Annotated in this window: 24 protein-coding genes; 13 read left to right on the forward strand and 11 right to left on the reverse strand. The window is 63.2% G+C overall.

The genetic code is table 11. The features are described from left to right. Positions 1–3 precede the first annotated feature (3 nt). Together E8E75_RS09740 and E8E75_RS09745 are read left to right on the forward strand one after the other, a co-directional pair. Positions 4–1,011 carry an aspartate carbamoyltransferase catalytic subunit gene (locus E8E75_RS09740; protein WP_120653551.1) on the forward strand — a complete coding sequence of 336 codons (1,008 nt, stop codon included), beginning with the start codon at positions 4–6 and terminating at the stop codon, positions 1,009–1,011. Further along, on the forward strand, positions 1,011–2,282 hold the full coding sequence (locus E8E75_RS09745) for a dihydroorotase (protein WP_120653552.1): 1,272 nt from the start codon (positions 1,011–1,013) through the stop codon (positions 2,280–2,282). Before E8E75_RS09740 ends, E8E75_RS09745 begins: the two co-directional genes overlap by 1 nt. Positions 2,283–2,342: 60 nt before the next feature. On the opposite strand, the gene E8E75_RS09750 is transcribed toward E8E75_RS09745, so the two are convergent. The 3 genes from E8E75_RS09750 to E8E75_RS09760 form a co-directional block, all read right to left on the reverse strand. Further along, a complete protein-coding gene (locus E8E75_RS09750) occupies positions 2,343–3,377 on the reverse strand; it encodes a sensor domain-containing diguanylate cyclase (RefSeq protein WP_120653553.1) in 1,035 nt (344 codons plus the stop codon). Between the two features lie 82 nt (positions 3,378–3,459). Next, the gene (gene ptsP, locus E8E75_RS09755; RefSeq protein ID WP_120653554.1) at positions 3,460–5,739 is read right to left on the reverse strand and encodes a phosphoenolpyruvate--protein phosphotransferase; all 2,280 of its coding nucleotides are present in this window, start codon (positions 5,737–5,739) and stop codon (positions 3,460–3,462) included. A 22-nt stretch (positions 5,740–5,761) separates the two neighbouring features. Further along, positions 5,762–6,241 (reverse strand): RNA pyrophosphohydrolase, encoded by a 480-nt coding sequence (locus E8E75_RS09760; RefSeq protein ID WP_077524243.1) that lies wholly within the window; start codon positions 6,239–6,241, stop codon positions 5,762–5,764. A gap of 145 nt (positions 6,242–6,386) precedes the next feature. Here E8E75_RS09760 and E8E75_RS09765 point away from each other — a divergent pair, with 145 nt between their 5' ends. Further along, the gene (locus E8E75_RS09765; RefSeq protein ID WP_280358627.1) at positions 6,387–7,040 is read left to right on the forward strand and encodes an HAD family hydrolase; all 654 of its coding nucleotides are present in this window, start codon (positions 6,387–6,389) and stop codon (positions 7,038–7,040) included. A 75-nt stretch (positions 7,041–7,115) separates the two neighbouring features. On the opposite strand, the gene E8E75_RS09770 is transcribed toward E8E75_RS09765, so the two are convergent. From E8E75_RS09770 to ilvA, 3 genes are all read right to left on the reverse strand, one after another. Beyond that, positions 7,116–7,583, reverse strand: a complete 468-nt coding sequence (locus tag E8E75_RS09770; protein WP_120653556.1) for a DUF2269 domain-containing protein — start codon at positions 7,581–7,583, stop codon at positions 7,116–7,118. 19 nt (positions 7,584–7,602) lie between these two features. Beyond that, positions 7,603–8,061 carry a DUF2269 family protein gene (locus E8E75_RS09775; protein ID WP_153918747.1) on the reverse strand — a complete coding sequence of 153 codons (459 nt, stop codon included), beginning with the start codon at positions 8,059–8,061 and terminating at the stop codon, positions 7,603–7,605. Positions 8,062–8,134: 73 nt separating this feature from the next. Next, on the reverse strand, positions 8,135–9,649 hold the full coding sequence (ilvA, locus tag E8E75_RS09780; protein WP_256660882.1) for a threonine ammonia-lyase, biosynthetic: 1,515 nt from the start codon (positions 9,647–9,649) through the stop codon (positions 8,135–8,137). Between the two features lie 143 nt (positions 9,650–9,792). On the opposite strand from ilvA, the gene rpiA reads away from it, so the two are divergent. Both rpiA and E8E75_RS09790 read left to right on the forward strand, forming a co-directional pair. After that, a complete protein-coding gene (rpiA, locus tag E8E75_RS09785; protein ID WP_120653559.1) occupies positions 9,793–10,464 on the forward strand; it encodes a ribose-5-phosphate isomerase RpiA in 672 nt (223 codons plus the stop codon). Positions 10,465–10,554: 90 nt separating this feature from the next. Then, positions 10,555–10,887 carry a YegP family protein gene (locus E8E75_RS09790; RefSeq protein WP_153918745.1) on the forward strand — a complete coding sequence of 111 codons (333 nt, stop codon included), beginning with the start codon at positions 10,555–10,557 and terminating at the stop codon, positions 10,885–10,887. Here E8E75_RS09790 and E8E75_RS09795 read toward each other — a convergent pair whose 3' ends face one another. Then, the gene (locus E8E75_RS09795) at positions 10,888–11,811 is read right to left on the reverse strand and encodes an SdiA-regulated domain-containing protein (protein WP_120653561.1); all 924 of its coding nucleotides are present in this window, start codon (positions 11,809–11,811) and stop codon (positions 10,888–10,890) included. 119 nt (positions 11,812–11,930) lie between these two features. On the opposite strand from E8E75_RS09795, the gene E8E75_RS09800 reads away from it, so the two are divergent. The 7 genes from E8E75_RS09800 to E8E75_RS09830 all read left to right on the forward strand — a co-directional run bounded on the left by E8E75_RS09800 (position 11,931) and on the right by E8E75_RS09830 (position 19,989). Beyond that, positions 11,931–12,947: an AraC family transcriptional regulator gene (locus tag E8E75_RS09800; RefSeq protein ID WP_120653562.1), complete on the forward strand. Its 1,017-nt coding sequence runs from the start codon at positions 11,931–11,933 to the stop codon at positions 12,945–12,947. A 229-nt stretch (positions 12,948–13,176) separates the two neighbouring features. After that, a complete protein-coding gene (locus E8E75_RS09805) occupies positions 13,177–14,226 on the forward strand; it encodes an ABC transporter ATP-binding protein (RefSeq protein ID WP_153918743.1) in 1,050 nt (349 codons plus the stop codon). Then, complete coding sequence (locus E8E75_RS09810; protein WP_153918741.1) at positions 14,223–15,137, forward strand: ABC transporter permease; 915 nt, start codon at positions 14,223–14,225, stop codon at positions 15,135–15,137. The genes E8E75_RS09805 and E8E75_RS09810 overlap by 4 nt, the downstream gene beginning before the upstream one ends. Next, positions 15,134–15,922, forward strand: coding sequence for an ABC transporter permease (locus E8E75_RS09815; RefSeq protein ID WP_153918739.1), 789 nt, complete (start codon positions 15,134–15,136; stop codon positions 15,920–15,922). The genes E8E75_RS09810 and E8E75_RS09815 overlap by 4 nt, the downstream gene beginning before the upstream one ends. Positions 15,923–15,951: 29 nt before the next feature. Continuing rightward, complete coding sequence (locus E8E75_RS09820; RefSeq protein ID WP_120653565.1) at positions 15,952–16,995, forward strand: extracellular solute-binding protein; 1,044 nt, start codon at positions 15,952–15,954, stop codon at positions 16,993–16,995. Positions 16,996–17,531: 536 nt separating this feature from the next. Next, the gene (locus E8E75_RS09825) at positions 17,532–18,923 is read left to right on the forward strand and encodes an APC family permease (protein ID WP_153918737.1); all 1,392 of its coding nucleotides are present in this window, start codon (positions 17,532–17,534) and stop codon (positions 18,921–18,923) included. A gap of 34 nt (positions 18,924–18,957) precedes the next feature. Continuing rightward, positions 18,958–19,989, forward strand: a complete 1,032-nt coding sequence (locus tag E8E75_RS09830) for a histone deacetylase family protein (RefSeq protein WP_120653567.1) — start codon at positions 18,958–18,960, stop codon at positions 19,987–19,989. A 57-nt stretch (positions 19,990–20,046) separates the two neighbouring features. Here the strand turns inward: E8E75_RS09830 and E8E75_RS09835 are convergent, their stop codons facing one another. The 4 genes from E8E75_RS09835 to E8E75_RS09850 form a co-directional block, all read right to left on the reverse strand. Then, positions 20,047–20,394: a NirD/YgiW/YdeI family stress tolerance protein gene (locus tag E8E75_RS09835; protein WP_153918735.1), complete on the reverse strand. Its 348-nt coding sequence runs from the start codon at positions 20,392–20,394 to the stop codon at positions 20,047–20,049. Positions 20,395–20,506: 112 nt separating this feature from the next. Further along, positions 20,507–21,448, reverse strand: coding sequence for an SdiA-regulated domain-containing protein (locus tag E8E75_RS09840; RefSeq protein WP_153918733.1), 942 nt, complete (start codon positions 21,446–21,448; stop codon positions 20,507–20,509). An 85-nt stretch (positions 21,449–21,533) separates the two neighbouring features. Next, complete coding sequence (locus tag E8E75_RS09845) at positions 21,534–22,199, reverse strand: fumarylacetoacetate hydrolase family protein (RefSeq protein ID WP_153918731.1); 666 nt, start codon at positions 22,197–22,199, stop codon at positions 21,534–21,536. A 66-nt stretch (positions 22,200–22,265) separates the two neighbouring features. After that, on the reverse strand, positions 22,266–23,657 hold the full coding sequence (locus E8E75_RS09850) for an FAD-binding oxidoreductase (RefSeq protein WP_153918729.1): 1,392 nt from the start codon (positions 23,655–23,657) through the stop codon (positions 22,266–22,268). Between the two features lie 188 nt (positions 23,658–23,845). On the opposite strand from E8E75_RS09850, the gene serA reads away from it, so the two are divergent. Further along, positions 23,846–25,075 carry a phosphoglycerate dehydrogenase gene (gene serA, locus E8E75_RS09855; RefSeq protein ID WP_120653572.1) on the forward strand — a complete coding sequence of 410 codons (1,230 nt, stop codon included), beginning with the start codon at positions 23,846–23,848 and terminating at the stop codon, positions 25,073–25,075. Positions 25,076–25,138: the final 63 nt, after the last annotated feature.

Genomic DNA, 25,138 nt, shown 5'->3' on the forward strand with positions numbered 1-25,138 from the left:
CCCATGCCGACAGACGCCAAGCGCCCGCTGCAGCTCAACGATCAGGGCCAGCTGCGCCACTTCCTCTCGCTCGACGGTCTGCCCCGCGAGCTACTGACGGAAATCCTCGACACTGCCGACTCCTTCCTCGAAGTCGGCGCCCGCGCTGTGAAGAAAGTCCCGCTGCTGCGTGGCAAGACCGTGTGCAACGTGTTCTTCGAGAACTCCACTCGCACCCGCACCACCTTCGAGCTGGCGGCCCAGCGCCTGTCCGCCGACGTCATCACCCTCAACGTCTCCACCTCCTCTACCAGCAAGGGCGAGACGCTGTTCGACACCTTGCGCAACCTGGAGGCGATGGCCGCCGACATGTTCGTGGTGCGCCATGCCGATTCCGGCGCGGCCCACTTCATCGCCGAGCACGTGTGCCCGGACGTGGCCATCATCAACGGCGGTGACGGCCGCCACGCGCACCCGACCCAGGGCATGCTCGACATGCTCACCATTCGCCGCCACAAGGGCAGCTTCGAGAACCTCTCGGTGGCCATCGTCGGCGACATCCTGCACTCGCGCGTAGCCCGCTCGAACATGCTCGCGCTGCGCACGCTGGGCTGCCCGGACATTCGCGTGATCGGACCGAAGACTCTGATCCCGGTGGGTGTCGAGCAGTACGGCGTGAAGGTCTACACGGACCTCGCCGAAGGCCTTAAGGATGTAGACGTAGTGATCATGCTGCGCCTGCAGCGCGAACGCATGCAGGGCGGCCTGCTGCCCAGCGAGGGCGAGTTCTACAAGCTCTACGGCCTGAACTCCCAGCGCCTCATGCTGGCCAAACCGGATGCCATCGTCATGCACCCGGGTCCGATCAACCGCGGCGTCGAAATCGAGTCGGCGGTAGCCGACGGCGCGCAGTCAGTGATCCTCAACCAGGTCACCTACGGCATCGCCGTGCGCATGGCCGTGCTCTCCATGGCCATGAGCGGCCAGACCGCGCAACGCCAACTGAACCAGGAAGCCGAGGAGCTGAACTGATGCGTACCCATATCCTCGGTGCCCGGCTGATCGATCCAGCCAGCGGCCAGGACCAGATCACAGACCTCTTCCTCGAAAGTGGCAAGGTTGCCGCCATCGGCCAGGCGCCGGCAGGTTTCGAGGCGGACAAGACCCTCGACGCCAAGGGTCTGGTCGCTGCTCCCGGCCTGGTGGACCTGTCGGTCGCCCTGCGCGAGCCCGGCTACAGCCGCAAGGGCAGCATCGCCAGCGAAACCCTGGCCGCCGTGAGCGGCGGCGTCACCAGCCTCTGCTGCCCGCCGCTGACCCGCCCGATCCTGGATACTCCGGCGGTGGCCGAGCTGATCCTCGACCGCGCCCAGGAAGCCGGTCACGCCAAAGTTTTCCCCATTGGTGCCCTGACCAAGGGCCTGGCCGGTGAGCAACTGTCCGAACTGGTCGCCCTGCGCGACGTGGGCTGCGTGGCCTTCGGCAATGGCCTGGCCAGCTTCGCCAGCAATCGCGTGCAGCGCCGTGCCATGGAGTACGCCGCCACCTTCGACCTGACCGTGGTCTTCCACTCCCAGGATGCATCCCTGGCCGAAGGCGGACTGGCCCACGAAGGCCCTACTGCAAGCTTCCTCGGCCTGGCCGGCATTCCGGAGTCCGCCGAAACCGTAGCACTCGCCCGAGATCTGCTGCTGGTGGAGCAGAGCGGCGTGCGCGCTCACTTCAGCCAGATCACCAGCGCGCGTGGCGCCGAGCTGATCGCCCAGGCCCAGGCCCGCGGCTTGCCAGTGACCGCTGACGTGGCCATGTACCAGTTAATCCTCACCGACGAGGCGCTGATCGACTTCTCCAGCCTCTATCACGTGCAGCCGCCGCTGCGCACACGCGCCGACCGGGACGGTCTGCGCGAAGCCGTGAAAAGCGGCGTGATTTCGGCCATCTCCAGCCACCATCAGCCCCATGAACCAGATGCCAAGCTCGCGCCCTTCGGCGCCACTGAGCCCGGCATCAGCAGCGTGGAGTTGCTGCTTCCGTTGGCCATGACCCTGGTTCAGGACGGCCTGCTAGATCTGCCGACCCTTCTCGCCCGCCTCACCGCCGGCCCCGCCCGCGCCCTACGCTTGCCCGCTGGCCGCCTGGCCGTCGGCGCGCCGGCGGACCTGGTACTGTTCGACCCGCAAGCGTCGACCCTGGCCGGCGAAACCTGGAACTCCAAGGGCGATAACTGCCCCTTCATCGGCCACTGCCTGCCGGGCAAAGTGCGCTATACCCTGGTGGACGGCCGGATCATCTTCCAGGCATGAAGTCGCTGTACGAAAAAGCCCGCCATTCGGCGGGCTTTTTCATTTCAGGCGTGGCGGGGATCAACAGGCCTCGATGCAGTTGCGCCGCTGCTTGGCACGATAGAGACCGTCATCCAGGCGCTTGAGCAGGGATTCGATCCCTTCTCCAGCCTGCATCCCTGCCACAGAGAAACTGGCCGTCAGCCCCAGCGGCAGGCTGGGATCGGCCTGGGCGACCAATAGGCGCAGGCGCTCGGCCAATTGCAATGCGGCGTCCTGGCCGGTTTCCGGCAGCAGGGCGATGAATTCCTCTCCCCCCCAACGGGCGAAGCAATCCTCTTCCCTGAGCGCTGTGCGCACGGTTCGGCTGACTGCCACCAGAGCGCGATCACCGATCTGGTGACCGTGGCTGTCGTTGATGCGTTTGAAGTGATCGAGATCGAACATCAAGAGCGATGTGACATGCCCGTGGCGCTGGAATCGCTGCCACTCGCTATGCAGGTTGCGCTCGAAATGGCGACGGTTGGATACCTGGGTCAGCGGGTCGGTCTCACTGAGACGCATGGCGCTTGCGACCTGCTGTGCAAGCGCCTCGTTGGCCTGGCGCAGGGCCTCGGTGCGCGCATCTACCAATGCCTCGAGCTTGCGGTTTAGGGCCAGCAGTTCCTCGTTCTTTCGCTGCAATTCCAGGCTGGCCATCTTGCGCTGATGGATATTGCGGTGAGCGCCGACCATTCGCGTCGGCTTGCCGGCACCGTCGAATTCGACGAAGCGGCCATGGTCGCTGACCCACAGATAACTGCCGTCGCGGCAGCGGCAGCGGTAGTCCTCGGCATAGATCAGGCTCTCGCCATCCAGGTAAGCCTGGAAGCTGCGCATCACCCGCTCGATATCGCCAGGATGGATCACCGATTTCCAGGTATTCACGTCCTCCGGCAGGCTATCCAGCGCATAGCCGAGCATGGAGTACCAGCCGGGGCTGCGTTTGACGTGGTTGGTGAGGATGTTCCAGTCCCAGATACCGTCGCTGACGATATCCAGGGCGAAGCGCAGGGTGCGCTCGATCTCTTCGAGGGTGGTGCCATAGCAATGGTCGAGGGGCTCAAGCTTGTCCATAAGCTTCCTGCGGGCCGAACGCCCGGTTGGGACCGCTACGCCCGGGCGTCTACCCGAGCGTCACAAACGCTTACCCCCGGTCTCAGGCCTGGATGGTCGCAGCCGGGTTGATCACCCGGCCGAGGCCCAGATTACGCAGGGCGAGATGCAGCGAGCTGTGGATGACCTGCGGGTTGTCGATGGCCAGCAGTTGATCCAGAAGCTCCTTGGCCTTGGTCATCGTGACCTGGCGCAGCAGCCACTTCACCTTGGGCAGGTTGGTGGCGTTCATCGACAGGCTGTCGAAGCCCATGGCCAGCAGCAGCACGGCAGCTGCAGGATCACCTGCCATCTCACCGCAGATGCTCACCGGCTTGCCTTCGGCGTGGGCGTCATCCACCACTTTCTTCAGCGCCTGCAGCACCGCGGGGTGCAGGTAGTCATAGAGATCCGCCACGCGCGGGTTGTTGCGATCCACCGCCAGCAAGTACTGGGTGAGGTCATTGGAGCCCACCGAGAGGAAGTCCACCTGGCGCGAAAGCTCCTTGGTCTGGTAGACAGCAGCGGGAATCTCGATCATCACCCCTACCGGCGGCATGGGGATGTCCACGCCCTCGTCACGCACCTCGCCCCAGGCGCGATGGATCAGGTGCAGCGCCTCCTCCAGCTCATGGGTGCCGGAGATCATCGGCAGCAGGATGCGCAGGTTGTCCAGGCCCTCGCTGGCCTTGAGCATGGCGCGCACCTGGACCAGGAAGATTTCCGGGTGGTCGAGGGTTACACGGATGCCGCGCCAGCCAAGGAAAGGGTTGCTTTCCTTGATCGGGAAGTACGACAGCGCCTTGTCGCCGCCGATATCCAGGGTACGCATGGTCACCGGCAGCGGGTGGAAGGCAGCGAGCTGCTCGCGGTAGATGGCGAGCTGTTCCTTTTCGCTGGGGAAGCGCTCGTTGATCATGAACGGCACTTCGGTGCGATACAGGCCGACGCCTTCGGCGCCGCGCTCCTGTGCACGGGTCACGTCGGCGAGCAGGCCAGTGTTCACCCAGAGCGGCATGCGCTGGCCGTCCAGGGTCTCGCAGGGCAGGCTGCGCAGCGCATCCAGGCCCTTGACCAGCTGGCGCTCCTCTTCCACCACTTCGCTGTACTGCTTGCGCAGTTGCGCCGAGGGGTTGGTGAAGACTTCGCCGTGGTAGCCGTCGACGATCAGTTCGATGCCGTCGACCTTGGAATACGGCAGGTCGACTACGCCCATCACGGTCGGGATGCCCATGGCGCGCGCAAGGATGGCAACGTGGGAGTTGCCCGAGCCCAGTACCGATACCAGGCCCACCAGCTTGCCTTCAGGCACCTCCCCGAGCATCGCTGGGGACAGCTCCTCGCTGACCAGGATGGTGTTTTCCTGGTAGACCAGGTTCTGCTTGCGCTCTTCCTGCAGGTAGGCGAGCAGGCGGCGGCCAAGATCCTTGACGTCGGAAGCGCGCTCGCGCAGATAGGCGTCGTCCATCAGTTCGAAGCGGGTGACGTGCTCCATTACGACCTGGCGCAGGGCACCCTGGGCCCACTGGCCGGTGCGGATCACGCGCTTGACCTCCATGCCGATGGAGGCGTCGTCGAGCATCATCAGGTAAACATCGAAGAGAGCACGCTCTTCGGGGCGCAGTTGGGTTTCCAGCTTGCTGGATAGCCGGCGCATGTCTTCGCGCACCGCCTCCAGGGCTTGCTTGAAGCGCTCGACTTCGGCCTCGATGTCATCGACCGTGCGATCAGGCACCACTTCCAGGTCGGCCGGCGGCAGCACCACCACCGCGGTACCCACCGCAGCACCGGGAGCGCCCGGCACACCGACGAACTTGGTTTCCTGGATCCCCTTGCCCTGGCGACCCAGGCCGCGAATGGAGCCGGTCGCTTCAGCGTGGGCGATAACGCCCGCGAGCTGCGCGCTCATGGTGACAAGGAAGGCTTCCTCGCCTTCGTCGAACTGGCGGCGCTCCTTTTGCTGCACCACCAATACGCCCATCACGCGACGGTGGTGGATGATCGGAGCGCCGAGGAAGGAGGCGAATCGCTCTTCACCGGTTTCGGCGAAGTAGCGGTAACGGGGGTGATCAGCGGCGTGCTCGAGGTTCAGCGGTTCCTCTCGGGTACCCACCAGGCCAACCAGGCCTTCGTTGGGAGCCATGCTGACCTTGCCGATGGAGCGCTTGTTCAGGCCCTCGGTTGCCATGAGCACGAAGCGGTTGGACTCCGGGTCCAACAGGTAGACCGAGCAGACCTGGCTGCCCATGGCCTCCTTGACCCGCTGCACGATGATCGCCAACGCCGCCTTCAGATCCTTGGCGGCGTTCACTTCCTGGACGATCTTGCGCAGCGTGTTGAGCATGGCTAGTCAGCCTTTCTCCGGGTCAGTCTTGCGCCAGGAGGCGCGGTGCTAGTTCCTTGAGGGCCCGGCGATAGACTTCACGTTTGAAGGTCACCACCTGGCCCAACGGGTACCAGTAACTGACCCAGCGCCAGCCGTCGAATTCGGGCTTGCCGGTCAGATCCATCCGTACCTTGTTCTCGTCCGACTGCAAACGCAGCAGGAACCACTTCTGTTTCTGGCCAATGCACAGCGGCTGGCTGTTTGTACGCACCAGACGCTGGGGCAGACGATAGCGCAACCAGCCACGAGTGCAGGCAAGAATCTTCACATCCCGCTCTTCCAGGCCGACTTCTTCGTTCAATTCCCGGAAAAGTGCCTCTTCAGGTGTCTCGCGCGGATTGATACCACCCTGCGGGAACTGCCAGGCATCCTGGTTGATGCGCCGAGCCCAAAGCACCTGCCCGACATCATTGGCGAGAATGATGCCGACATTCGGGCGAAAACCATCGGAATCGATCACGGCACTCAACCTCGCAAACGCATGTTTCGGCATTGTTCCATAAAGGCCGCAAACGCAGCAATGCGAGCCTTTCTCGCGATGGGCAGCTCCGCTCAAAGCGGCTATTCTGGCCGCCCTTCGAAGCCTTGATGCAAGGAAAAACGACGTGCGTTTGGCTCTTTTCGACCTCGACAACACCCTGCTGGCCGGCGATAGCGATCACGCCTGGGGCGACTATCTGTGCGAACGCGGCATCCTCGACGGGATTGCCTACAAGGCGCGCAACGACGAGTTCTATCAGGATTACCTGGCGGGTCGCCTGAACATCCAGGACTACCTGAACTTCAGCCTGGAAATCCTGGGTCGCACCGAAATGGTGCGGCTTGACCAATGGCATCGCGAATTCATGCGCGATTGCATCGAGCCGATCATCCTGCCGAAGGGCGAAGCCCTGCTGGAAGAGCACCGCGCCGCCGGCGACAAGCTATTGATCATCACCGCCACCAACCGCTTCGTCACTGCGCCGATCGCGAAGCGCCTGGGCGTGGAAACCCTGCTGGCCACCGAGTGTGAAATGGCCGATGGCCGCTTCACCGGCCGCACCACCGACGTGCCCTGCTTCCGGGAAGGCAAGGTCACCCGCCTGGCGCGCTGGCTGCAGGAAACCGGCCTCAGCCTGGACGGCAGCAGCTTCTATAGCGACTCCCTGAACGACCTGCCCCTTCTGGAACAGGTGAGCCATCCGGTGGCAGTGGACCCCGACCCGAAACTGCGCGCCGAAGCACAGCAACGCGGCTGGCCGGTAATTTCGCTGCGCTAGGGCAGACGGTAGCGTGCGCCATGTGTCCCGGCTGAACACGCAGCGCACCCTACGAGGAAAGCCGGCCCGGGTCGGTCAGAGCGGCTTGACCACCATCAGCGCGTACACCACCACCAGCAATACCAACGCGAGAACCGCCAGCCAGGTGCGCACAGCCACATGGCTGGCCACCTGAGGCGCGAGAGGCGTGCCATCCCGAAGCGCCCGGCGCGCCAGGTTGCGTATACGCACCTGCAGCCAGAGCAGAGGCAGCCAGCAGAGCGCAGCCAGTAGATAGATTCCTACACTCCACAACAACCATCGCTGACCCAACGGCCAGCCTCCGACATTGGCCAGCGCCACGCCACTCAACGGCAAGAGCACCGCGGAACTGGCGATCAACCAGAATTCCAGCCTCACCAGAGAAGCGAAGGTCGCGGCCATTTGCCGAGGATCAGCCTCTTTCCACGCCCGACGGGCAAAGAACAGCCCAGTCAGCGCCGCGCCGAAGAGCACGGCGGCCAGCAAGCCATGGAAGGTCTTGAGCAGGAAATAGAGGGTCATGCCTGGCGCTTGCACCGCATCAAAGCGGTTTGGCCAGCATCATTGCCAGCACGGAGATGAACAGCAGCAGGCCGGCCATACCGTAGGCAGCACCGAACTTGAGGCTGCGGCGAACAGGTGCGGAAGCTGGTCCGCCATCGGCCAGAGCCTGCTCCCGCAGTCGAGCAACACGCCGAAACAGCAACAGCCACGCGATACAACCGAACAGGTAGAGGATGGCGCCGCCGAGCAACCAGGTCTGACCCAGCGGCAGACCAGCCAGGTTGACCATCCACCAGCCGCTGACCGGCAGTGATACGGCGGCGAGAATCAGCAGCGGCACGCCAACCAGCAGGATGCGCCGCAGGCTCGGGCCAATCAGCGCGGCATCGCCGGAGCGAAAATTGCGCCAGCCATACCACCCCAGCCCTGCCAACCCGCCGAAGAACAGCACGGTGGCCAGGCCGTGGAGGATGCGAAATACCAGATAGTTTTCCATGAAACGGGTCCTTGTCAGCGTGGGCGGCTGAGTCAAAGCCTAGCAGCCGCCCAATCCAGCACCCCGGTTTACGTCAGCCCAGGAAGAGCTGGTATGCCGGGTTGTCGCTCTCATCCCAGTAGGGATAGCCGATCTCGTCGAGGGCGGCATGCACCAGCGAGCGCTCCTCGGCCGGAACCTGCAGACCGGCCACCACACGACCGTCGGCTGCGCCGTGGTTGCGGTAATGGAACATGGTGATGTTCCAGCGGCCACCCAGCTTGTTGAGGAAGTTGAACAGCGCACCCGGACGCTCGGGGAACTCGAAACGGAATACCAGTTCATCGCTGATGCGCGCTGCGTGCCCGCCGACCATGTGACGGATATGCAGCTTGGCCAACTCGTTGTCGGTGAGGTCCAGCACCGGGAAGCCCTGGCTGCGCAGATTTTCCACCAGAACCGCACGTGGGTCGGTTTCCGGGTGAGTCTGCACGCCAACGAAGATGTGCGCTTCGGCGTCGGTGTTGTAGCGGTAGTTGAACTCGGTGATCTGACGCTTGCCGATGGCCTCGCAGAAAGCCTTGAAGCTGCCCGGGCGCTCCGGAATGGTCACGGCGATGATCGCCTCGCGCTTCTCGCCCAGCTCGGCGCGCTCAGCCACATGACGCAGGCGGTCGAAGTTGATGTTGGCGCCGGAGTCGATAGCCACCAGGGTTTGGTCGCGCACGCCTTCACGCTCGACGTACTTCTTGATCCCCGCCACCGCGAGGGCGCCGGCGGGCTCGGTGATGGAACGGGTATCGTCGTAGATGTCCTTGATCGCCGCACAGATTTCGTCGGTGCTGACGGTGATCACCTCATCCACATGCTGTTTGCAGATATCGAAGGTGTGCTGGCCGATCTGCGCCACGGCAACACCATCGGCGAACAACCCGACCTGCCCCAGCACCACACGCTCGCCAGCGGCCATGGCGGCCTGCAGGCAGTTGGAATCGTCCGGCTCGACGCCGATTACCTTCACCTCGGGGCGCAGGTATTTGACGAAGGCGGCGATGCCCGCGACCAGGCCGCCGCCTCCCACCGGCACGAAAATGGCGTCCAGGCGGCCGGGGTGTTGGCGAAGTATCTCCATCGCCACGGTGCCTTGGCCGGCGATCACTTCCGGATCATCGTAGGGATGGATGTAGACGTAGCCTTTCTCTTCCACCAGCTTCAGCGAGTGGGCCAGCGCCTCGGGGAAGGCATCACCGTGCAGTACAACCTTGCCGCCGCGGGCGCGAACGCCCTGCACCTTCAACTCCGGTGTAGTGCGCGGCATCACGATCGTCGCTTTCACGCCCAGCTCGCGGGCTGCCAGAGCAACGCCCTGGGCATGGTTGCCAGCCGATGCAGTGACCACACCTCGATTCAGCTCCTCGCGGGAGAGCTGGGCGATCTTGTTGTAAGCGCCTCGAATCTTGAAGGAATAGACCGGTTGCAGGTCCTCACGCTTGAGGAGGATCTGGTTGCCCAGGCGCTCGGTGAGCTGGCGGGCGGGCTGCAGCGGGGTTTCCACGGCGACGTCGTAGACGCGCGAGGTCAGGGTCTTCTTCACGTATTCTTCGAGCATCGCGGCTTCACTGGCGGGCATTTCACGGGAGGACCGAGTCTACCGCAGGGATTCGTCGGGCGACCACAGAGAATGCGGGGTTTTGCCCAGCCGACCGGCTATAATTCGCGCCCTCGACACTCCTCCTATCGGACCTCCCCAGCATGACCCAGGACCAGCTCAAGCAGGCCGTCGCCCAGGCCGCCATCGACTTCATCCTCCCCAAGCTCGGTGAAAAGAGCATCGTCGGTGTCGGCACCGGCTCTACCGCCAACTTTTTCATCGATCTGCTGGCTCAGCACAAGATGGCCTTCGACGGCGCCGTAGCCAGCTCCGAGGCCACGGCCCAGCGCCTGAAGGGGCACGGCATTCCCGTATACGACCTGAACGGCGTCAGCGACCTGGAGTTCTATGTCGACGGCGCCGACGAGAGCAACGAGCGCCTCGAGCTGATCAAAGGCGGTGGCGCTGCCCTGACCCGTGAGAAGATCGTCGCGGCGGTAGCCAAGACCTTCATCTGCATCGCCGACGAGAGCAAGCTGGTTCCGCTGCTTGGCGCCTTCCCGCTGCCGGTGGAAGTCATCCCCATGGCCCGCAGCCATGTGGCTCGCCAGCTGGTGAAACTGGGCGGCGACCCGGTTTACCGCGAAGGCGTGTTGACCGACAACGGCAACATCATCCTCGATGTGCACAACCTGCAGATCGACAGCCCGGTGAAGCTCGAAGAGCAGATCAACAACATCGTCGGCGTGGTCACCAACGGCCTGTTCGCTGCTCGCGCGGCCGACCTGCTGCTGCTCGGCACCAAGGACGGCGTCAGGAGCATGACTGCCTGACGCGGGCTCCCGGCCTGCGGGAAACCGTCTAGATTTGTTGGCTACGGCGTCTCTCGGCGCCGTCCACTGCCACGAACGAGGAGGTGCCCCATGGCCGGGAAATTCCACCTGAAGAAGGCCAACGATGGCCAGTTCCACTTCAATCTGAACGCCGGCAACGGCGAAACCATCCTCACCAGTGAACGGTACAAGGCCAAGGATTCCGCCTTGAACGGTATCGAGTCGGTCCGCAAGAACGCTGCTCGCGACGGTGCCTTTGAAAGCAAGACCGCCAGCAACGGCAAGTTCTATTTCGTGCTCAAGGCCACCAACGGCCAGGTCATCGGCCAGAGCCAGATGTACGCCAGCTCCTCCAGCGCCAGCGCGGGCATCGAATCGGTAAGAAACAACGCCCCCGGCGCCACCCTAAACGACGAAAGCTGATCAGTCGCTTGCCTGCTTACGGAACACGTAGAACAGGTTCGGCTCGCTGACCAGATAGAGGTTGCCGTCGTTATCCATGGCCACCCCTTCGGCCTGCGGCACCGCTCGCTGCAGGCCGTGCATGCCACGCAGCAGAGAGAGCGTGCTGATTGGGCGGCCATCGGCGTTAAGCTCCAGCACCAGCCGCGACTCGTCCGACAGCGCCAGCAAATGGCCGCTGCGCTCCTCGTATTGCAGGCTGGAAAGGTCACGAACGAAGAGCCGGGCATCACGCTTCGGGTCGTCCACCACGTGCACCGCGAACGGCTTGTCCGGATTGGTATGGGGGAATCCGTGGATCTCGTAGATGCGCACCGGGTCGCGTTCCTTGGCCACGAACAGGCGCTGCCCGATGGAGTCGTAGGCCAGGCCCTCGAAGCCCTTGTTTCCAGAAAGGCCGATGCCCAGGGACAGCTGCTGCGACGCACTGGCATCGATGGAGGTGGTGTTCTCTTCGACACGCACCTTGATGAGACGCTGCAGGCGCTCGTCGGTGATCACGTAGACGCCCTTGCTGATGTACTCGATGGCTTCCGGGTCGCCAAAACCCACCAACTGGATGCGGCGAATCAGGTTCCCGTCGAGGGACAGCTCGATGATTTCCGGACGCTGGTTGGTAACGGTAAAGAGGCTGTGGCGATCCGGGTCGTAGGTCAGCGCGGAGACGTCGTCCGACAATCCCTCGATGGGCTTGGCCTCGATGGCCACCTGGTAGTCCGGCAGCCAGATGGAACGCTCCCGCCACTCGGCGGCGTGGCGCCATTCTTGCAGCGCGAACAGACCGCGTTCGAAAAGCCGGAACTGCTGGGCGGCAATACCGAGCAGCACCAGCAGTAGCACCAGGAAAGCGCTGACCAGGCGCCACGGGGTCAAGAATGAACGCATCGATCAGGACTCTGGGGTTCAGGACGCGGCGAAGGATACAGAGCGCACCGGACTTCTACCTGAATTGAAGCTTAAAGCCCGCGGACAGGATATGGCGGGCGTTACAAAAGGGGACGGACATGGCCACCTCGCTGCTACCGGAAGAGCGCGCACTCACCACTCTGCACACTATCGCCCTGGCCGTGACCACATTGGCCAGCAGCGGCACCGACCGCCAGCTCCTGCTCGACGGCAGTGGCGTTTGCTGCGCCGATCTCGACACTCCCGACAAACTGATCACCCACGCCCAGGAATTGCGCGTCTTCGCCAATGCCCTGGCGATCACCCGCGATCCCTCGCTGGGCCTGTCCCTCGGCCTGCGCATGCACGTATCCGCCTACGGCATGCTCGGCTACCCGATGCTCGCCAGCCGCACCCTGCGCGATGCCCTGACCATCGCCCTCGGGCATCCGGCGCTGCTGGGCACCTACTTCAAGCTGAGCCTGGAGGAAAATGACGGCGAGGCGTGCCTCGTTGCGGTCGGCTACCGCTACGCGCCCGAGCTGACGGTGTTCAACAGCGAACTTTGCCTGACCTCGCTGCTCACCGTATTGCAGGACCTGCTCGGCACCAGCATTCGCCCGGCGCGGGTCTGCCTGTCCTATCGCCCGCCGCTGCATGCCGCCACCTATGAACAGATACTTGGCTGCCCAGCTGAATTCGGAGCCTCCCGCAATGCCCTCTGCTTCGATGCAGCCCTGCTCGACCGGACCCTGCCCCTGGCCGACCCGGTGACCTGCCACTACGGCCTGCAGCAATGCCTGAAGCTGGACGCCCAACTCAACAGCCGCCATGACGTGCTCGACCAGATCCGCCACCACCTGGCCGGCAACCTGCGCGACGCATGCGACCTGGACAGCGTCGCGCGCCAGTTGCACCGCTCCGAGCGCACCCTGCGTCGCCACCTGCAGCAGCTGAACACCAGTTTCCAGCGCCTGCTGGACGAAGTGCGCTACGACAAGGCGCGCCAGTTGCTGGTGCAGACCGACCTGCCCATCTACCTGATCGCCGAACAGCTCGGCTACAGCGAAACCGCGAGCTTCCGGCATGCCTTCCAGCGCTGGAGCGGGCAGTCACCGAGCCTGTATCGCCGCTAGGCCTGCCAGAGGCCATTGCGGGGGCGAATGAACTCGCCCCCGCAGGCTCCTTCTCGCCGCTTCGCGACCTTAATGACCGCCCGCAACTTGGCCGAAAATATCCCCTTTTGACCTGATCTATCGTTCTGCACCTACTAGGCTGCTGACAGAATCGGGACAAACAAGGGCCGCTTCACCAGCAGAAAAAGAAAAGCCCAATAAGAAAAAATCCTTAGAGCTTGTGATCAGCATGACTAGCGCGATCAGCGTCGAACGTGTGTGCATGGAGTTCGGTGATCCGGGGCAGGGCGTGAAGGCCCTCGACGATGTTTCCCTGGAAATCCGCGCCAACGAGTTCTTCACCCTCCTCGGCCCGTCCGGCTGCGGCAAGACCACTCTCTTGAGGCTCATCGCGGGCTTCGAGCAACCCAGCTCCGGCGCCATCCGCCTGTACGGCGAGCCGATGCAGGGCCTCCCGCCATTCCGCCGCCCGGTCAACACCGTGTTCCAGAGCTACGCCCTGTTCCCCCACATGACCGTGGCCCAGAACATCGCCTTCGGCCTGGAGATGCGCGGGCTCTCCCGCAGCGAAATCGAGCAGACGGTGCAGCGCATGCTGGAACTGGTGAAGTTACCGGATGTGGGCAAACGCCGCGCCGACCAGCTTTCCGGCGGCCAGCAGCAGCGCATCGCTTTGGCGCGCTCGCTGGCCAACAAGCCCAAGGTGCTGCTACTGGACGAATCGCTCTCTGCGCTGGACCAGAAACTGCGCAAGGAAATGCAGATCGAGCTCAAACGCCTGCAGCACGAGACCGGCATCACCTTCATCTTCGTTACCCATGACCAGGAAGAAGCCCTGACCATGTCCGACCGCATCGCGGTGATGAGCAAGGGTCGCGTCCTCCAGGTCGGCACTCCGACGGAAATCTACGAAGCGCCCCTGAATCGCACGGTGGCGGACTTCATCGGCGAAACCAACTTCCTGGAGGGCGAAGCCCTGGAGCGCGGAGTGCTGTTGCCCGACGGTCAGTTGCTCAGCGCCTTCAGCCCGCGCCGTGGTGCCGTGACCCTGGCGATCCGTCCGGAGCGCACCTGCCTAGACGAGCAGGGCAACCTGGCAGGTGAGATCGAGAACGTGGTCTATGTCGGCACCGATACCGTGTACCACCTGAATATCGCCGGGCAGAGCGGCTTCCGAGTTCGCCAGCAGAACCGCAATGGCGCGCTGAACGTCTATTCGGCCGGTGAGAAGGTGCGAGTACAGGTACCCGGTGAAGCCATCCGGGTACTGGTCGAATGAGCACCCTGCGCGCCCAGGCGGAACGCCGCCAATTACGTCGGCGCCTGGCACTGACCAGCCCGGCCATGCTCGCCCTGCTGGTGTTCCTGGTGCTCCCACTGGGGATCATGTTCCTGGTGTCGATCCTGGCCCCGGGCGACTATGGCGGCGTGAAATGGGACCAGTATTCGCTGGAGGCCTATGTCAACTTCCTCTACGAACGCGATCTGGATGACAGCCTGGTGTTCAACACCGACTACCTGCAGATCTTCCAGCGCTCGTTCTGGCTGTCGGTACTGACCACTGTCGGCTGCCTGCTGATCGGATTCCCCACCGCGCTCTATCTGGCGCTACAGAGCGAGCGCAAACGCAACCTGCTGCTGTTCCTGGTCACCGTTCCCTTCTGGACCAACCTGCTGGTGCGGGTCTATGCGTGGATCCTGCTGCTACGCAACGGCGGTCTGGTGGACAGCGGCCTCGGCGTATTCGGCCTCTCGGACGGCGCGCTCGGCCTGCTGTACACGGATGTGGCGGTGGTAATCGGCCTGCTCTACACCTTCTTGCCGTTCATGGTGCTGCCCATCTACACCAGCCTGGAGAAGCTCGACTGGCGCCTGGTGGAAGCCGCCTTCGACCTCGGTGCCAACCGTTTCCAGGCCCTGCGCCGAGTCATCGTACCGCTGGCCATGCCCGGCATAGTCGCCGGCGCGATCCTGGTGTTCATCCCGTCGCTCGGCAACTACATCATTCCCGAGCTGCTCGGGGGTGGTAAGTCACTGATGATCGGCAACCTGATCCAGCTGCAGTTCGGTGCATCCCACAACTGGCCACTGGGCGCGGCACTGTCCTTCGCCCTGCTCGGCTTCGTGTTGCTGGCGATGCTGCTCTACAGCCTGCGCTTCAAGCAGGCCGCCGACGGAGGCCATCCATGAACATGCAGAACCCGCTCTGGCGATTCACCGGCGTACGCCCCACCGCCTGGCTGTTCTTCGCCTTCCTCTATGTACCGATCCTGGTGCTGGTGGCACTGAGCTTCAACGGCGGGCAGTCGGCGACGATCTGGGAAAGCTTCAGCCTCAAGTGGTACTCGGTGGTAGCCAACGATCCGGAAATCGTCCGCGCTGCGAAGAACTCGCTGATCGTTGCCACCTTCGCCACCCTGATCGCCACCGCCCTGGCCACCCTCGCCGCCCTGGGGATGCGCGGCCGCGCCTTCCGCGGACAGACATTGATGAGCGGGGTGCTCGGCCTGCCGCTGCTGGTGCCGGAGATCGTCACCGCCGTGGCCACCCTGATGTTCTTCGCCTTCATCGGCCTGAAGCTTTCGCTGTTCACCATCCTTATCGCCCACGTGGTGTTCTGCATTCCATTCGCCTACTTGCCAATCCGCGCCCGCCTGGAAGGCATGGACCCGCGCCTGGCCGAAGCCGCAGCCGATCTCTACGCCTCCCCCTGGAAGGCTTTCTGGAAGGTGACCTTCCCGCTGCTGATGCCCGGCATCCTTTCCGGCGCCATGCTCGCGTTCATCATTTCCATGGACGACTTCGTCATCACCTACTTCGTCGCCGGCGCCGGTTCCACGACCCTGCCGGTGTACATCTTCAGCTCGATCAGAATGGGTATTTCGCCAAAGATCAACGCGATATCCTCGATTATCCTCGTGATTTCCATAGCTTTCGTTGCATTGTCCTACTACGTCGGGCAGCGCAAGCGCTGACCCGTCCTCGACCAGCAAGGAGCTTGACCATGACACGTCGTACCCCGCTCGCACTTGCCGTACTGTTCGCCTCCGGCCTTGCCGGCTCGGCCCAGGCGGCAGGGACCCTGCACTTCGCCAACTGGTCGGACTACTACCCGCCGGAGCTGTTGAAGAAATTCGAGAAGGACACCGGCATCAAGGCCACCCTGGATGCCTACGACAGCAACGAGACCTTGCTGGCCAAGCTCAAGGCAGGCGGCGGCGCCTACGACGTGGTGGTGCCGTCCGATAGCTTCATCCAGATCATGGCCGGTGACGGACTGCTGCAGAAACTCGACAAGACCAAGCTACCCAACCTGAAGAACCTCAAGGCCAACTTCCAGACTCTCGACTTCGACCCTGGCCACGACTACAGCGTGCCTTACCTCTGGGGCACCACCGGCTACAGCTATGACAGCAAGCAGGTGCCGGGCGGCAAGCTGGACGAGAGCTGGAAGCCCTTCTTCGAGCCATCGGCCGAACTGAAGGGCAAGGTTGTCGCGTTGAACTCAATCGAAGACCTGTACATAGCCGCGTCTCACTATCTGTCGATCGACCAGTGCACCGAAGATCCGAAGGAAGCGAAGAAGATCCAGGACCTCCTGCTGGCACAGAAGCCGCTGCTCGCGATGTACAACAGCGATGGCACCATCGAGCGCATGGCCGCCGGCGAAGTGGCCATGCACATGCAGTGGAACGGCGCCTTCCATCGCGCCCACGCCCAGCGCGAAAGCCTGGTCTACGTCTATCCGAAGGAAGGCATCCACGTCTTCATCGATAACCTCGTGATCCCCAAGGACGCGGTGAACGTCGAGGAAGCCCACGCCTTCATCAACTGGATGATGCTGCCGGAGAACATCGCCGCCGCCTCCAACTTCGCCAAGTACAACAACGCCATCGAGGGCTCGGACAAGTTCATGGAGAAGGAGCTGTTCGACGATCCGGCCATCAACACCCCGCAAGACAAGCTTGATCGCCTGCGTACCTTCAAGCTCTGCTCGCCCAAGGCCCTGAGCCTGCGCAGCAAGGTATGGACGAAGCTGAAGAAGTAAGCCCCATTCGGAAGGGTGCGCGCAGCGCACCCTTCCCATTCTCGCCTGTCGCCCCCCTGTTCACGCCCAGAGCTTGCCGGGGAGCTGTCGCTTTTCAGATCGACCCATGGCGCCCTCCGAACCCTCGAATGATGGACTGGCGGAGCGCAGGACACCCTACGCACTGGTTCCTTCTTTCTTAGAGAGAGTCGTTACTCCGGCCAGCCATATTGGCCATTTCGATCCCTTTTTGACCCTTTGCGGGGTTCTTCGACTTGCCGGGCGCTGACAAAATCGAAGCGCATGCCACTAGCGGGCGCCTCACTGCGGCGCCGATTCAACAAAAAAAATGGCTAGAGAGATATGACGATGTCCCGTGCACCTGCGCCTCGAACCGCCCTTCCCTCTTCCGTCCAACGGACGCCGCAACTCCACCCTTACTGAATGCCCGCGCACAGCCGGATGCGCAACGGACCCGGCCTCGCACGCGCATGGATGGCTCGCATCGCGACCCAGGCGCCGCCCAGCGGCGCGCAGTAGATTGGAGAGAAGAATAAATGCCCACCCCGTCCGCCGGCCTCGAAAACAGCGGCAGCGTGCCCAACGATTTCACCCACAGCGCCCAGGGAACCTCCCTGCGCCGGATACTCGGGCTGCCCGCCCTGGTGTTCTTCGGCCTCGTCTACATGGTGCCGCTGACCATCTTCACCACCTACGGCGTGGTCACGCAGATGACTGGCGGCCGCACCGCCCTGGCCTACGTGGTCACTCTGCTGGCGATGATCTTCACCGCCTTGTCGTACAGCTTCATGGTCCGTCGCTATCCCATCGCCGGCTCCGCGTACTCCTATACCAGCCTCAGCTTCGGCGCCGGCGCGGGCTTCCTCACTGGCTGGTCGCTGCTGCTGGATTACCTGTTCCTGCCGATGATCAACTACCTGGTGATCGGCCTGTTCCTCAACGTGGCCTTCCCCGAAGTACCGGCCTGGGTCTTCGTGGTCAGCGCCATTGCCCTGGTCACCGCACTGAATGTTCGCGGCATCAATTCGGTGTCGAGCATGAGCAACCTGATCGTGGCCGCCCAGGTGATCTTCGTCCTGGTGTTCCTGGCCATGGCCGGCAAGAGCCTGTTCGGTGCCCCCATCGATTTCACCGCGCCCTTCGTCGGCGACGGTAGCCAGCCCGGCCTGGCGCCCCTGATGGCTGGTGCGGCAGTGCTCTGCCTGTCGTTCCTCGGGTTCGATGCGGTATCGACGCTGGCCGAGGAAGCCCGCGATCCGAGGCGCGACATCCCGCGCGCCATCGTCATCACCACCCTGATTGCCGGCGTGCTGTTCTTCGTCCTGGCGCTCGTCGCCCAGTTGGTATTCCCCGGCAGCGCCTTCCAGGACGTGGACGCCGCGGCCAATGAAGTGATGCTGAAAGCCGGTGGCCAGTTCCTCGCGGCCTTCTTCACTGCCATCTATGTTGCCGGCTCCGTCGGCTCGGCCCTGGCTTCCCAGGCCTCGGTGTCGCGCATCCTCTACAGCATGGGTCGCGACGGCATCCTTCCGCGTCGCCTGTTCGGCACCCTGTCCGGGCGCTTCCAGACGCCGACTACTGCCATCCTGATTGTCTCGGCCGTATCGCTGCTGGCGGTGGTTATCGACCTCGCGACCCTCGCTTCGATGATCAGCTTCGGCGCCCTGGTGGCCTTCTCCGCCGTGAACCTCGCGGTGATTCGCACCCACCTGTTCGACCGCCGCCCGCGCCAGTCGGGTGACCTGTTGCGCTACGGCCTGATCCCGGCCATCGGTTTCGCCCTGATCGCCTGGCTCTGGACCAGCCTCTCGGGCCTGACCCTGGCGATCGGCCTCGGCTGGTTCGTCGTAGGCGTGGCCTACCTCGCCGTGCAGACCAGCGGATTCCGCCGCAAGGCGCCGCACGTGCAATTCTCCGAATTCGAATGACCCAGATGAAACCGCTAGCCGAAAGGAGACGCTGATGCTGACGATCTATTCCGACGACCACCACCTGCACCACGGCAAGCACGAACTGATCGGGGGCCAATTCACCCCCTGCTTCGAGAAGCCAAGCCGCGCCGACATGGTGCTGGACCGCGCCAAGGCGGTGAACCTCGGCCCCATCCAGGCACCAGTTGACTTCGGCCTGTCGCCCATCCTGCGGGTGCACAGCGAAGGGTTCGTGAACTTCCTGAAGAACGCCTGGAGCGACTGGCAGGCCAAGGGCCGCAGCCATGACATGCTACCCATCGCCTGGCCGACCCGACGCCTGCGCCAGGTGGAACCCACCGACATCGATGGGCGCTTGGGCTACTACTCCTTCGATGCTGGCGCGCCCATCACCGCTGGCACCTGGCAGGCCATCACCAGCTCTGCCAATGTCGCCCTCAGCGGCGAGGCGGAACTGCGCAAAGGTGCTCGCGGCATCTTCTCCCTGTGCCGGCCACCGGGCCACCACGCCGCCGCCGACTACATGGGCGGCTACTGCTACCTGAACAACGCCGCCATTGCCGTGCAGTCCATGCTGGACGCTGGCGCCAAGCGGGTCGCAGTGCTGGACGTGGACTACCACCACGGCAACGGTACCCAGGACATCTTCTACGACCGCGCCGACGTACTCTTCACCTCGATACACGGTGATCCGCGCTTCGAGTACCCCTACTACCTGGGCTTCGCCGACGAAAAAGGTGTGGGTGCGGGGGAAGGCTTCAATTTCAACTACCCACTGGCCTCGGGCATCGACTGGTCGGTATGGAGCCTCGCCCTCGCCGACGCCTGCCGGCAGATCGCCGAATACGCCCCAGATGCGCTGGTGGTTTCGCTGGGTGTGGACACCTACAAGGAAGACCCCATTTCGCAGTTCAAGCTGGATAGCCCGGACTACCTGCGCATGGGCGAAATCATCGGCAAGCTCGGCCTGCAGACGCTGTTCGTAATGGAAGGGGGTTATGCGGTGGAGGAGATCGGCATCAACGCGATCAATGTATTGCAGGGGTTCGATAGCGTGGCGTGAGGGGCCCTGGGAAATGGCATTTGTGGGGGCGAAATCATTCGCCCCCACAGAGTTTTATCAGTTGACCCGCTCGACGAATTCCACATCCACCTCGCGACCCATCAGGTCGCGATCCACTTCGCCGGTCAGCTTGACCGTAGCCTTGTCGTCGATGGACATCGGCGGCCAGTCTTCATCGTCGATTTCCACCTTCATGGTGCCAGTGGAGTCCTTGAACTCGTAGATATCACCCTTGATGCGCTTGACGATCTGCCCCTGCAGCACCACCGGTGCATCGTCGGCGGCCTCCAGCGCGGCCGCGACAGTGGTGATCTGGGAAGTGGCGCCGGGGCCGGTGTAGCTGTTGGCCAAGGCGGCAGTAGAGAACAGCGGCGCGGCCAGCAGGGCGAGGTATTTGGTTTTCATGGTCGTGATTCCGTTGAGTGGTTGACGGAATCAGGCTAGGGCGGCTGGCTGAAACGAGGCTTAAAAGCGCCTTAAGCGAAGCTTAAAGACAGGCGCTCCCGGTGATCAGGATTCACCTGGTGGCTCGCCACCCGGCACTGGCCACCAACTCCTTGCGGAACACGTAGAACAGGTTTGGCTCACTGACGACGTAGATGTCGCCACTCTCGTCCATGGCCACACCTTCGGCGCGGGGGATGCGGTTTTCCAGGCCATTCATGCCGCCGAGCAAGCTGATGAAGCTGACAGGCTCGCCCTGCTCGTCCAGCTCCAGCAGCAGATTGGACTGGGCGGAGAGCACCAGCAGATGGCCGGTGCGCGGATCGATGCTGAGTGCGGAGAGATTGCGCATACCCAGGCCATAGCTGGGCAACGGTCGAAGTACATCGCTGAGGCCTTCGCTGCCGTCGCTGCCGAGGCTGAACAACGCAACGGGGCCACGCTCCTTGCCGAGAATAAGCCGGCCCTGGGCCGGGTCCCAGGCGATGCCTTCGAAGCCCTTGTTGCCCGAGTCGGGGAAACCGAGGTCGAACTCAGGCGTACTACCGGCGCTCAACTCGCGGGTTTCCGGGTCCAGCTCGAAAATCGACAAGGTGCGGCGGCGTTCATCGGTCACCGCAACATGGCCACCTTCCAGCACGGCTACACCTTCGGGGTTGGAGAAGCCCTTCAGTGGAATCTTGCGCAGTACCTCGCCGTCTCGGCTCAGCTCCACCAGGGTGGGTGACTTGCCGGTGACGGTGAACAGGGTACCGGTAACAGGGTTGTAGGCCAGGTCGGAGGTTTCGTCGTTCTCCAGGCCCGCCAGGGGCTTGCCCTGCAGCACGGCCTTGTAGCCTGGCAGCCAGATGCTGGCGGCGCGCTGCTCCTGGCTCACCTGCTGCTCGCCGAACCACACCAGCGCACGGTCATCCCAGTGCATGTACCGGGTCAGCGCGGTGGCGCCGACAGCAACGGCGACCAGGCCCAGGATCAGTCGGCGACGGCGAACGAACGACAGAAGGCGGCGCGGCATCGGGTACTACTCGAAGAAGGGGTCGGCAAGAGATAGCCAAATGCCAGTGAAAGTTCCGTAAAACCCCGACCGGCGGTCGGCCGGGTCAGATGACCCGGCTTTCGAAACTGCTGTGCCCTACCAGCTCCAGCACCAGCTCATCGCCCTGGTTCAGCGGGCCAACGCCCACCGGAGTGCCGGTGAGGATGACGTCGCCCGGCTGCAGGCTGAAGTGGCCGGCCATGTGCTGGATGAGCGGCAGGATGGCGTTGAGCATGTCACGGCTGTTGCCGTCCTGGCGGACTTCTCCGTTGACGCTCAGGCGGATGCCGATGTCGTCGAGGCGCTCCGGGGCGTCGCCCGGCACGAAGGGCGCCAGCACACAGGCGCCATCGAAGGATTTGGCGATTTCCCAGGGCAGGCCCTTCTCCTTCAGTTTCGCCTGCACGTCGCGCAGGGTCAGGTCCAGTGCCGGGGCGAAGCCGGAAATGGCGTCGCGCACTTCCTCTTCATCGGGACGACGCGACAGCGGCTTGCCGATCAGCACAGCGATTTCTGCCTCGTAGTGCACCGCACCACGATCCAGCGGAATGCTGAATCCACCCACCAGCGGCACCACGCAGGAACCGGGCTTGATGAACAGCAGCGGTTCGGTCGGCACTGGATTGTTCAGTTCCTTGGCGTGCTCGGCGTAGTTACGACCGACGCAAACCACCTTGCCCAGGGAAAAGTGGATAGGGGTGCCATCGACATACTGGTGCTGGTAGCTCATTTACCGACTCCTGAACGGTATCCATACGAAACAGGCGGTGGATCGCTCCACCGCCTGCCTGTCTGCTCAACTAAAGATTTTTCCGGGGTTCATGATCCCGTTGGGATCGAACACTGCCTTGATCGCCTTCATCACGGCAATCTCAGGCTCCGAGCGGCTATAGCCGAGGTAATCGCGCTTGGTCATCCCCACGCCGTGCTCGGCAGAGATGGAGCCGTTGTACTTCTGCACGGTCTCGAACACCCACTTGTTCACGGTGGCGCACTTGGCGAAGAACTCGTCCTTGGACAGGTTATCCGGCTTGAGAATGTTCAGGTGCAGGTTGCCGTCACCGATGTGGCCGAACCAGACCACTTCGAAGTCCGGGTAATTGGCTTCGACGATCGCATCGATGTCGTGCAGGAAGGCCGGCACTTTGGAAACGGTGACCGAAATGTCGTTCTTGTATGGCGTCCAGTGGGAGATGGTCTCGGAGATGTACTCGCGCAGTTTCCAAAGGTTCTGCAGCTGTTGCTCGCTCTGGCTCATGACGCCGTCCAGCACCCACCCCTGCTCGACGCAGTGCTCGAAGGTGGCCAGGGCATCGTTGGCGATTTCTTCACTGGCGGCTTCGAATTCCAGCAGCGCGTAGAACGGGCAATCGGTCTCGAAGGGCGCCGGCACGTCGCCGCGAGCCAGGACCTTGGCCATGGCCTTGTCGGAGAAGAACTCGAATGCGGTGAGGTCCAGCTTGCTCTGGAAGGCGTGGAGCACCGGCATGATGGAATCCAGGTCCGGCGAGCCCAGCACCATGGCAGTGAGGTTCTTCGGCGCGCGATCCAGGCGCATGGTGGCTTCGACCACGAAGCCCAGGGTGCCTTCAGCGCCGATGAACAGCTGGCGCATGTCGTAGCCGGTGGCGTTCTTGATCAGGTCCTTGTTCAGCTCCAGCAGGTCACCGGCGCCAGTGACCACTTTCAGGCCGGCGACCCAGTTGCGGGTCATACCGTAGCGAATCACCTTGATTCCGCCAGCATTGGTGCCGATGTTGCCGCCAAGCTGGCTGGAACCGGCGGAAGCGAAGTCCACCGGGTAGTACAAGCCCTTTTCCTCGGCGAAGTTCTGCAGCTGCTCGGTGATCACGCCTGGCTGGCAGACCACGGTGCGGTCGAACTCGTTGAATTCGAGGATCTGGTTCATATAGTCGAAGGCGACGACCACTTCGCCGTTGGCCGCCACGGCTGCAGCGGACAGGCCGGTACGACCGCCGGACGGCACCAGCGCCACCTTGTGCTGGTTGGCCCAGCGAACGATGGCCTGGACCTGCTCGATGCTCTTGGGAAACACGATGGCGCTGGGCGCGGGGGCGAAATGCTTGGTCCAGTCCTTGCCATAGGCGTCCAGGGAAGCGGCGTCGGTCAGCACCTTGCCGGGGTCAACCAGGGTCTTCAGCTCTTCGATCAGGGCAGCGTTGGTCATCAGCGAAACTCTCAAATCATTCATGGTCGCCCTGAGAACGTTTCAGGTCGCAACCGAGCAAGGAAAAAGGAGATCATGCTAGCATACGCACCCCGCGAATCGTGCGCTCCAGCCGATTTTCCGGGTAGCAGCCCGCGCTCCCCCACGGCCCGCTTCTGACATTTTTACCGGGATACATAGGTACGCAGATGAGCAAGACCTCTCTCGAAAAGAGCAAGATCAAGTTCCTTCTCCTCGAAGGCGTCCACCAGAACGCCGTGGACACCCTGAAGGCCGCCGGCTACACCAACATCGAGTACCTCAAGGGCGCACTCTCGGGTGACGAACTGAAGGAAAAGATCGCCGACGTGCATTTCATCGGCATCCGCTCGCGCACCCAGCTCACCGACGAGGTGTTCGACTGCGCCAAGAAGCTCATCGCCGTCGGCTGCTTCTGCATTGGCACCAACCAGGTCAACCTCAATGCCGCCCGCGAGCGTGGCATCGCCGTATTCAACGCCCCATACTCCAATACCCGTTCGGTAGCCGAACTGGTGCTGGCCGAGGCCATCCTGCTGCTGCGCGGTATTCCGGAGAAGAACGCCTCCTGCCACCGCGGCGGCTGGATCAAGTCCGCAGCCAACTCCTTCGAAATCCGCGGCAAGAAGCTGGGTATCGTCGGCTACGGCTCCATTGGCACCCAGCTCTCCGTGCTGGCCGAAGCGCTTGGCATGCAGGTGTTCTTCTATGACACCGTGACCAAGCTGCCGCTGGGCAACGCTACCCAGGTGGGCAACCTGCACGAACTGCTGGGCATGTCCGACATCGTCTCCCTGCACGTGCCCGAGCTGCCGTCCACCCAGTGGATGATCGGCGAGAAGGAAATCCGCGCCATCAAGCCGGGCGGCATCCTGATCAACGCCGCCCGCGGCACCGTCGTGAAGCTGGACGCCCTGGCCGAAGCCATCAAGGACGAGCACCTGATCGGCGCCGCCATCGACGTGTTCCCGGTCGAACCCAAGTCCAACGACGAGGAGTTCGAGAGCCCGCTGCGTGGCCTGGACCGCGTGATCCTGACCCCGCACATCGGCGGCTCCACTGCCGAAGCCCAGGCCAACATCGGCCTGGAAGTGGCCGAGAAGCTGGTGAAGTACAGCGACAACGGCACCTCGGTGTCCTCCGTGAACTTCCCGGAAGTGGCCCTGCCGTCCCACCCGGGCAAGCACCGCCTGCTGCACATTCACGAGAACGTGCCGGGCGTGATGAGCGAGATCAACAAGGTGTTCGCCGACAACGGCATCAACATCTCCGGCCAGTACCTGCAGACCGACGAGAAAGTCGGCTACGTGGTGATCGATGTCGATGCCGACTACTCGGACCTCGCCCTCGAGAAGCTGCAGCACGTGAATGGCACCATCCGCAGCCGAGTCCTCTTCTGAATCGGGGCAGCTGCGAGTCGGCGATCATTCGCCGGACATGAAAAAGGGAGGCCTCGGCCTCCC

This window comes from Pseudomonas sp. BN606 (assembly GCF_029873115.1).
Taxonomy (GTDB): domain Bacteria; phylum Pseudomonadota; class Gammaproteobacteria; order Pseudomonadales; family Pseudomonadaceae; genus Metapseudomonas.

Coding starts and splice junctions, on each gene's coding strand:
- E8E75_RS09740 (WP_120653551.1), top strand. CDS start 4: ATGCCGACAGACGCCAAGCGCCCGCTGCAGCTCAACGATCAGGGCCAG.
- E8E75_RS09745 (WP_120653552.1), top strand. CDS start 1,011: ATGCGTACCCATATCCTCGGTGCCCGGCTGATCGATCCAGCCAGCGGC.
- E8E75_RS09750 (WP_120653553.1), bottom strand. CDS start 3,377: ATGGACAAGCTTGAGCCCCTCGACCATTGCTATGGCACCACCCTCGAA.
- ptsP (WP_120653554.1), bottom strand. CDS start 5,739: ATGCTCAACACGCTGCGCAAGATCGTCCAGGAAGTGAACGCCGCCAAG.
- E8E75_RS09770 (WP_120653556.1), bottom strand. CDS start 7,583: ATGACCCTCTATTTCCTGCTCAAGACCTTCCATGGCTTGCTGGCCGCC.
- E8E75_RS09775 (WP_153918747.1), bottom strand. CDS start 8,061: ATGGAAAACTATCTGGTATTTCGCATCCTCCACGGCCTGGCCACCGTG.
- ilvA (WP_256660882.1), bottom strand. CDS start 9,649: ATGCTCGAAGAATACGTGAAGAAGACCCTGACCTCGCGCGTCTACGAC.
- rpiA (WP_120653559.1), top strand. CDS start 9,793: ATGACCCAGGACCAGCTCAAGCAGGCCGTCGCCCAGGCCGCCATCGAC.
- E8E75_RS09790 (WP_153918745.1), top strand. CDS start 10,555: ATGGCCGGGAAATTCCACCTGAAGAAGGCCAACGATGGCCAGTTCCAC.
- E8E75_RS09795 (WP_120653561.1), bottom strand. CDS start 11,811: ATGCGTTCATTCTTGACCCCGTGGCGCCTGGTCAGCGCTTTCCTGGTG.
- E8E75_RS09800 (WP_120653562.1), top strand. CDS start 11,931: ATGGCCACCTCGCTGCTACCGGAAGAGCGCGCACTCACCACTCTGCAC.
- E8E75_RS09805 (WP_153918743.1), top strand. CDS start 13,177: ATGACTAGCGCGATCAGCGTCGAACGTGTGTGCATGGAGTTCGGTGAT.
- E8E75_RS09810 (WP_153918741.1), top strand. CDS start 14,223: ATGAGCACCCTGCGCGCCCAGGCGGAACGCCGCCAATTACGTCGGCGC.
- E8E75_RS09815 (WP_153918739.1), top strand. CDS start 15,134: ATGAACATGCAGAACCCGCTCTGGCGATTCACCGGCGTACGCCCCACC.
- E8E75_RS09820 (WP_120653565.1), top strand. CDS start 15,952: ATGACACGTCGTACCCCGCTCGCACTTGCCGTACTGTTCGCCTCCGGC.
- E8E75_RS09825 (WP_153918737.1), top strand. CDS start 17,532: ATGCCCACCCCGTCCGCCGGCCTCGAAAACAGCGGCAGCGTGCCCAAC.
- E8E75_RS09830 (WP_120653567.1), top strand. CDS start 18,958: ATGCTGACGATCTATTCCGACGACCACCACCTGCACCACGGCAAGCAC.
- E8E75_RS09835 (WP_153918735.1), bottom strand. CDS start 20,394: ATGAAAACCAAATACCTCGCCCTGCTGGCCGCGCCGCTGTTCTCTACT.
- E8E75_RS09840 (WP_153918733.1), bottom strand. CDS start 21,448: ATGCCGCGCCGCCTTCTGTCGTTCGTTCGCCGTCGCCGACTGATCCTG.
- E8E75_RS09845 (WP_153918731.1), bottom strand. CDS start 22,199: ATGAGCTACCAGCACCAGTATGTCGATGGCACCCCTATCCACTTTTCC.
- E8E75_RS09850 (WP_153918729.1), bottom strand. CDS start 23,657: ATGACCAACGCTGCCCTGATCGAAGAGCTGAAGACCCTGGTTGACCCC.
- serA (WP_120653572.1), top strand. CDS start 23,846: ATGAGCAAGACCTCTCTCGAAAAGAGCAAGATCAAGTTCCTTCTCCTC.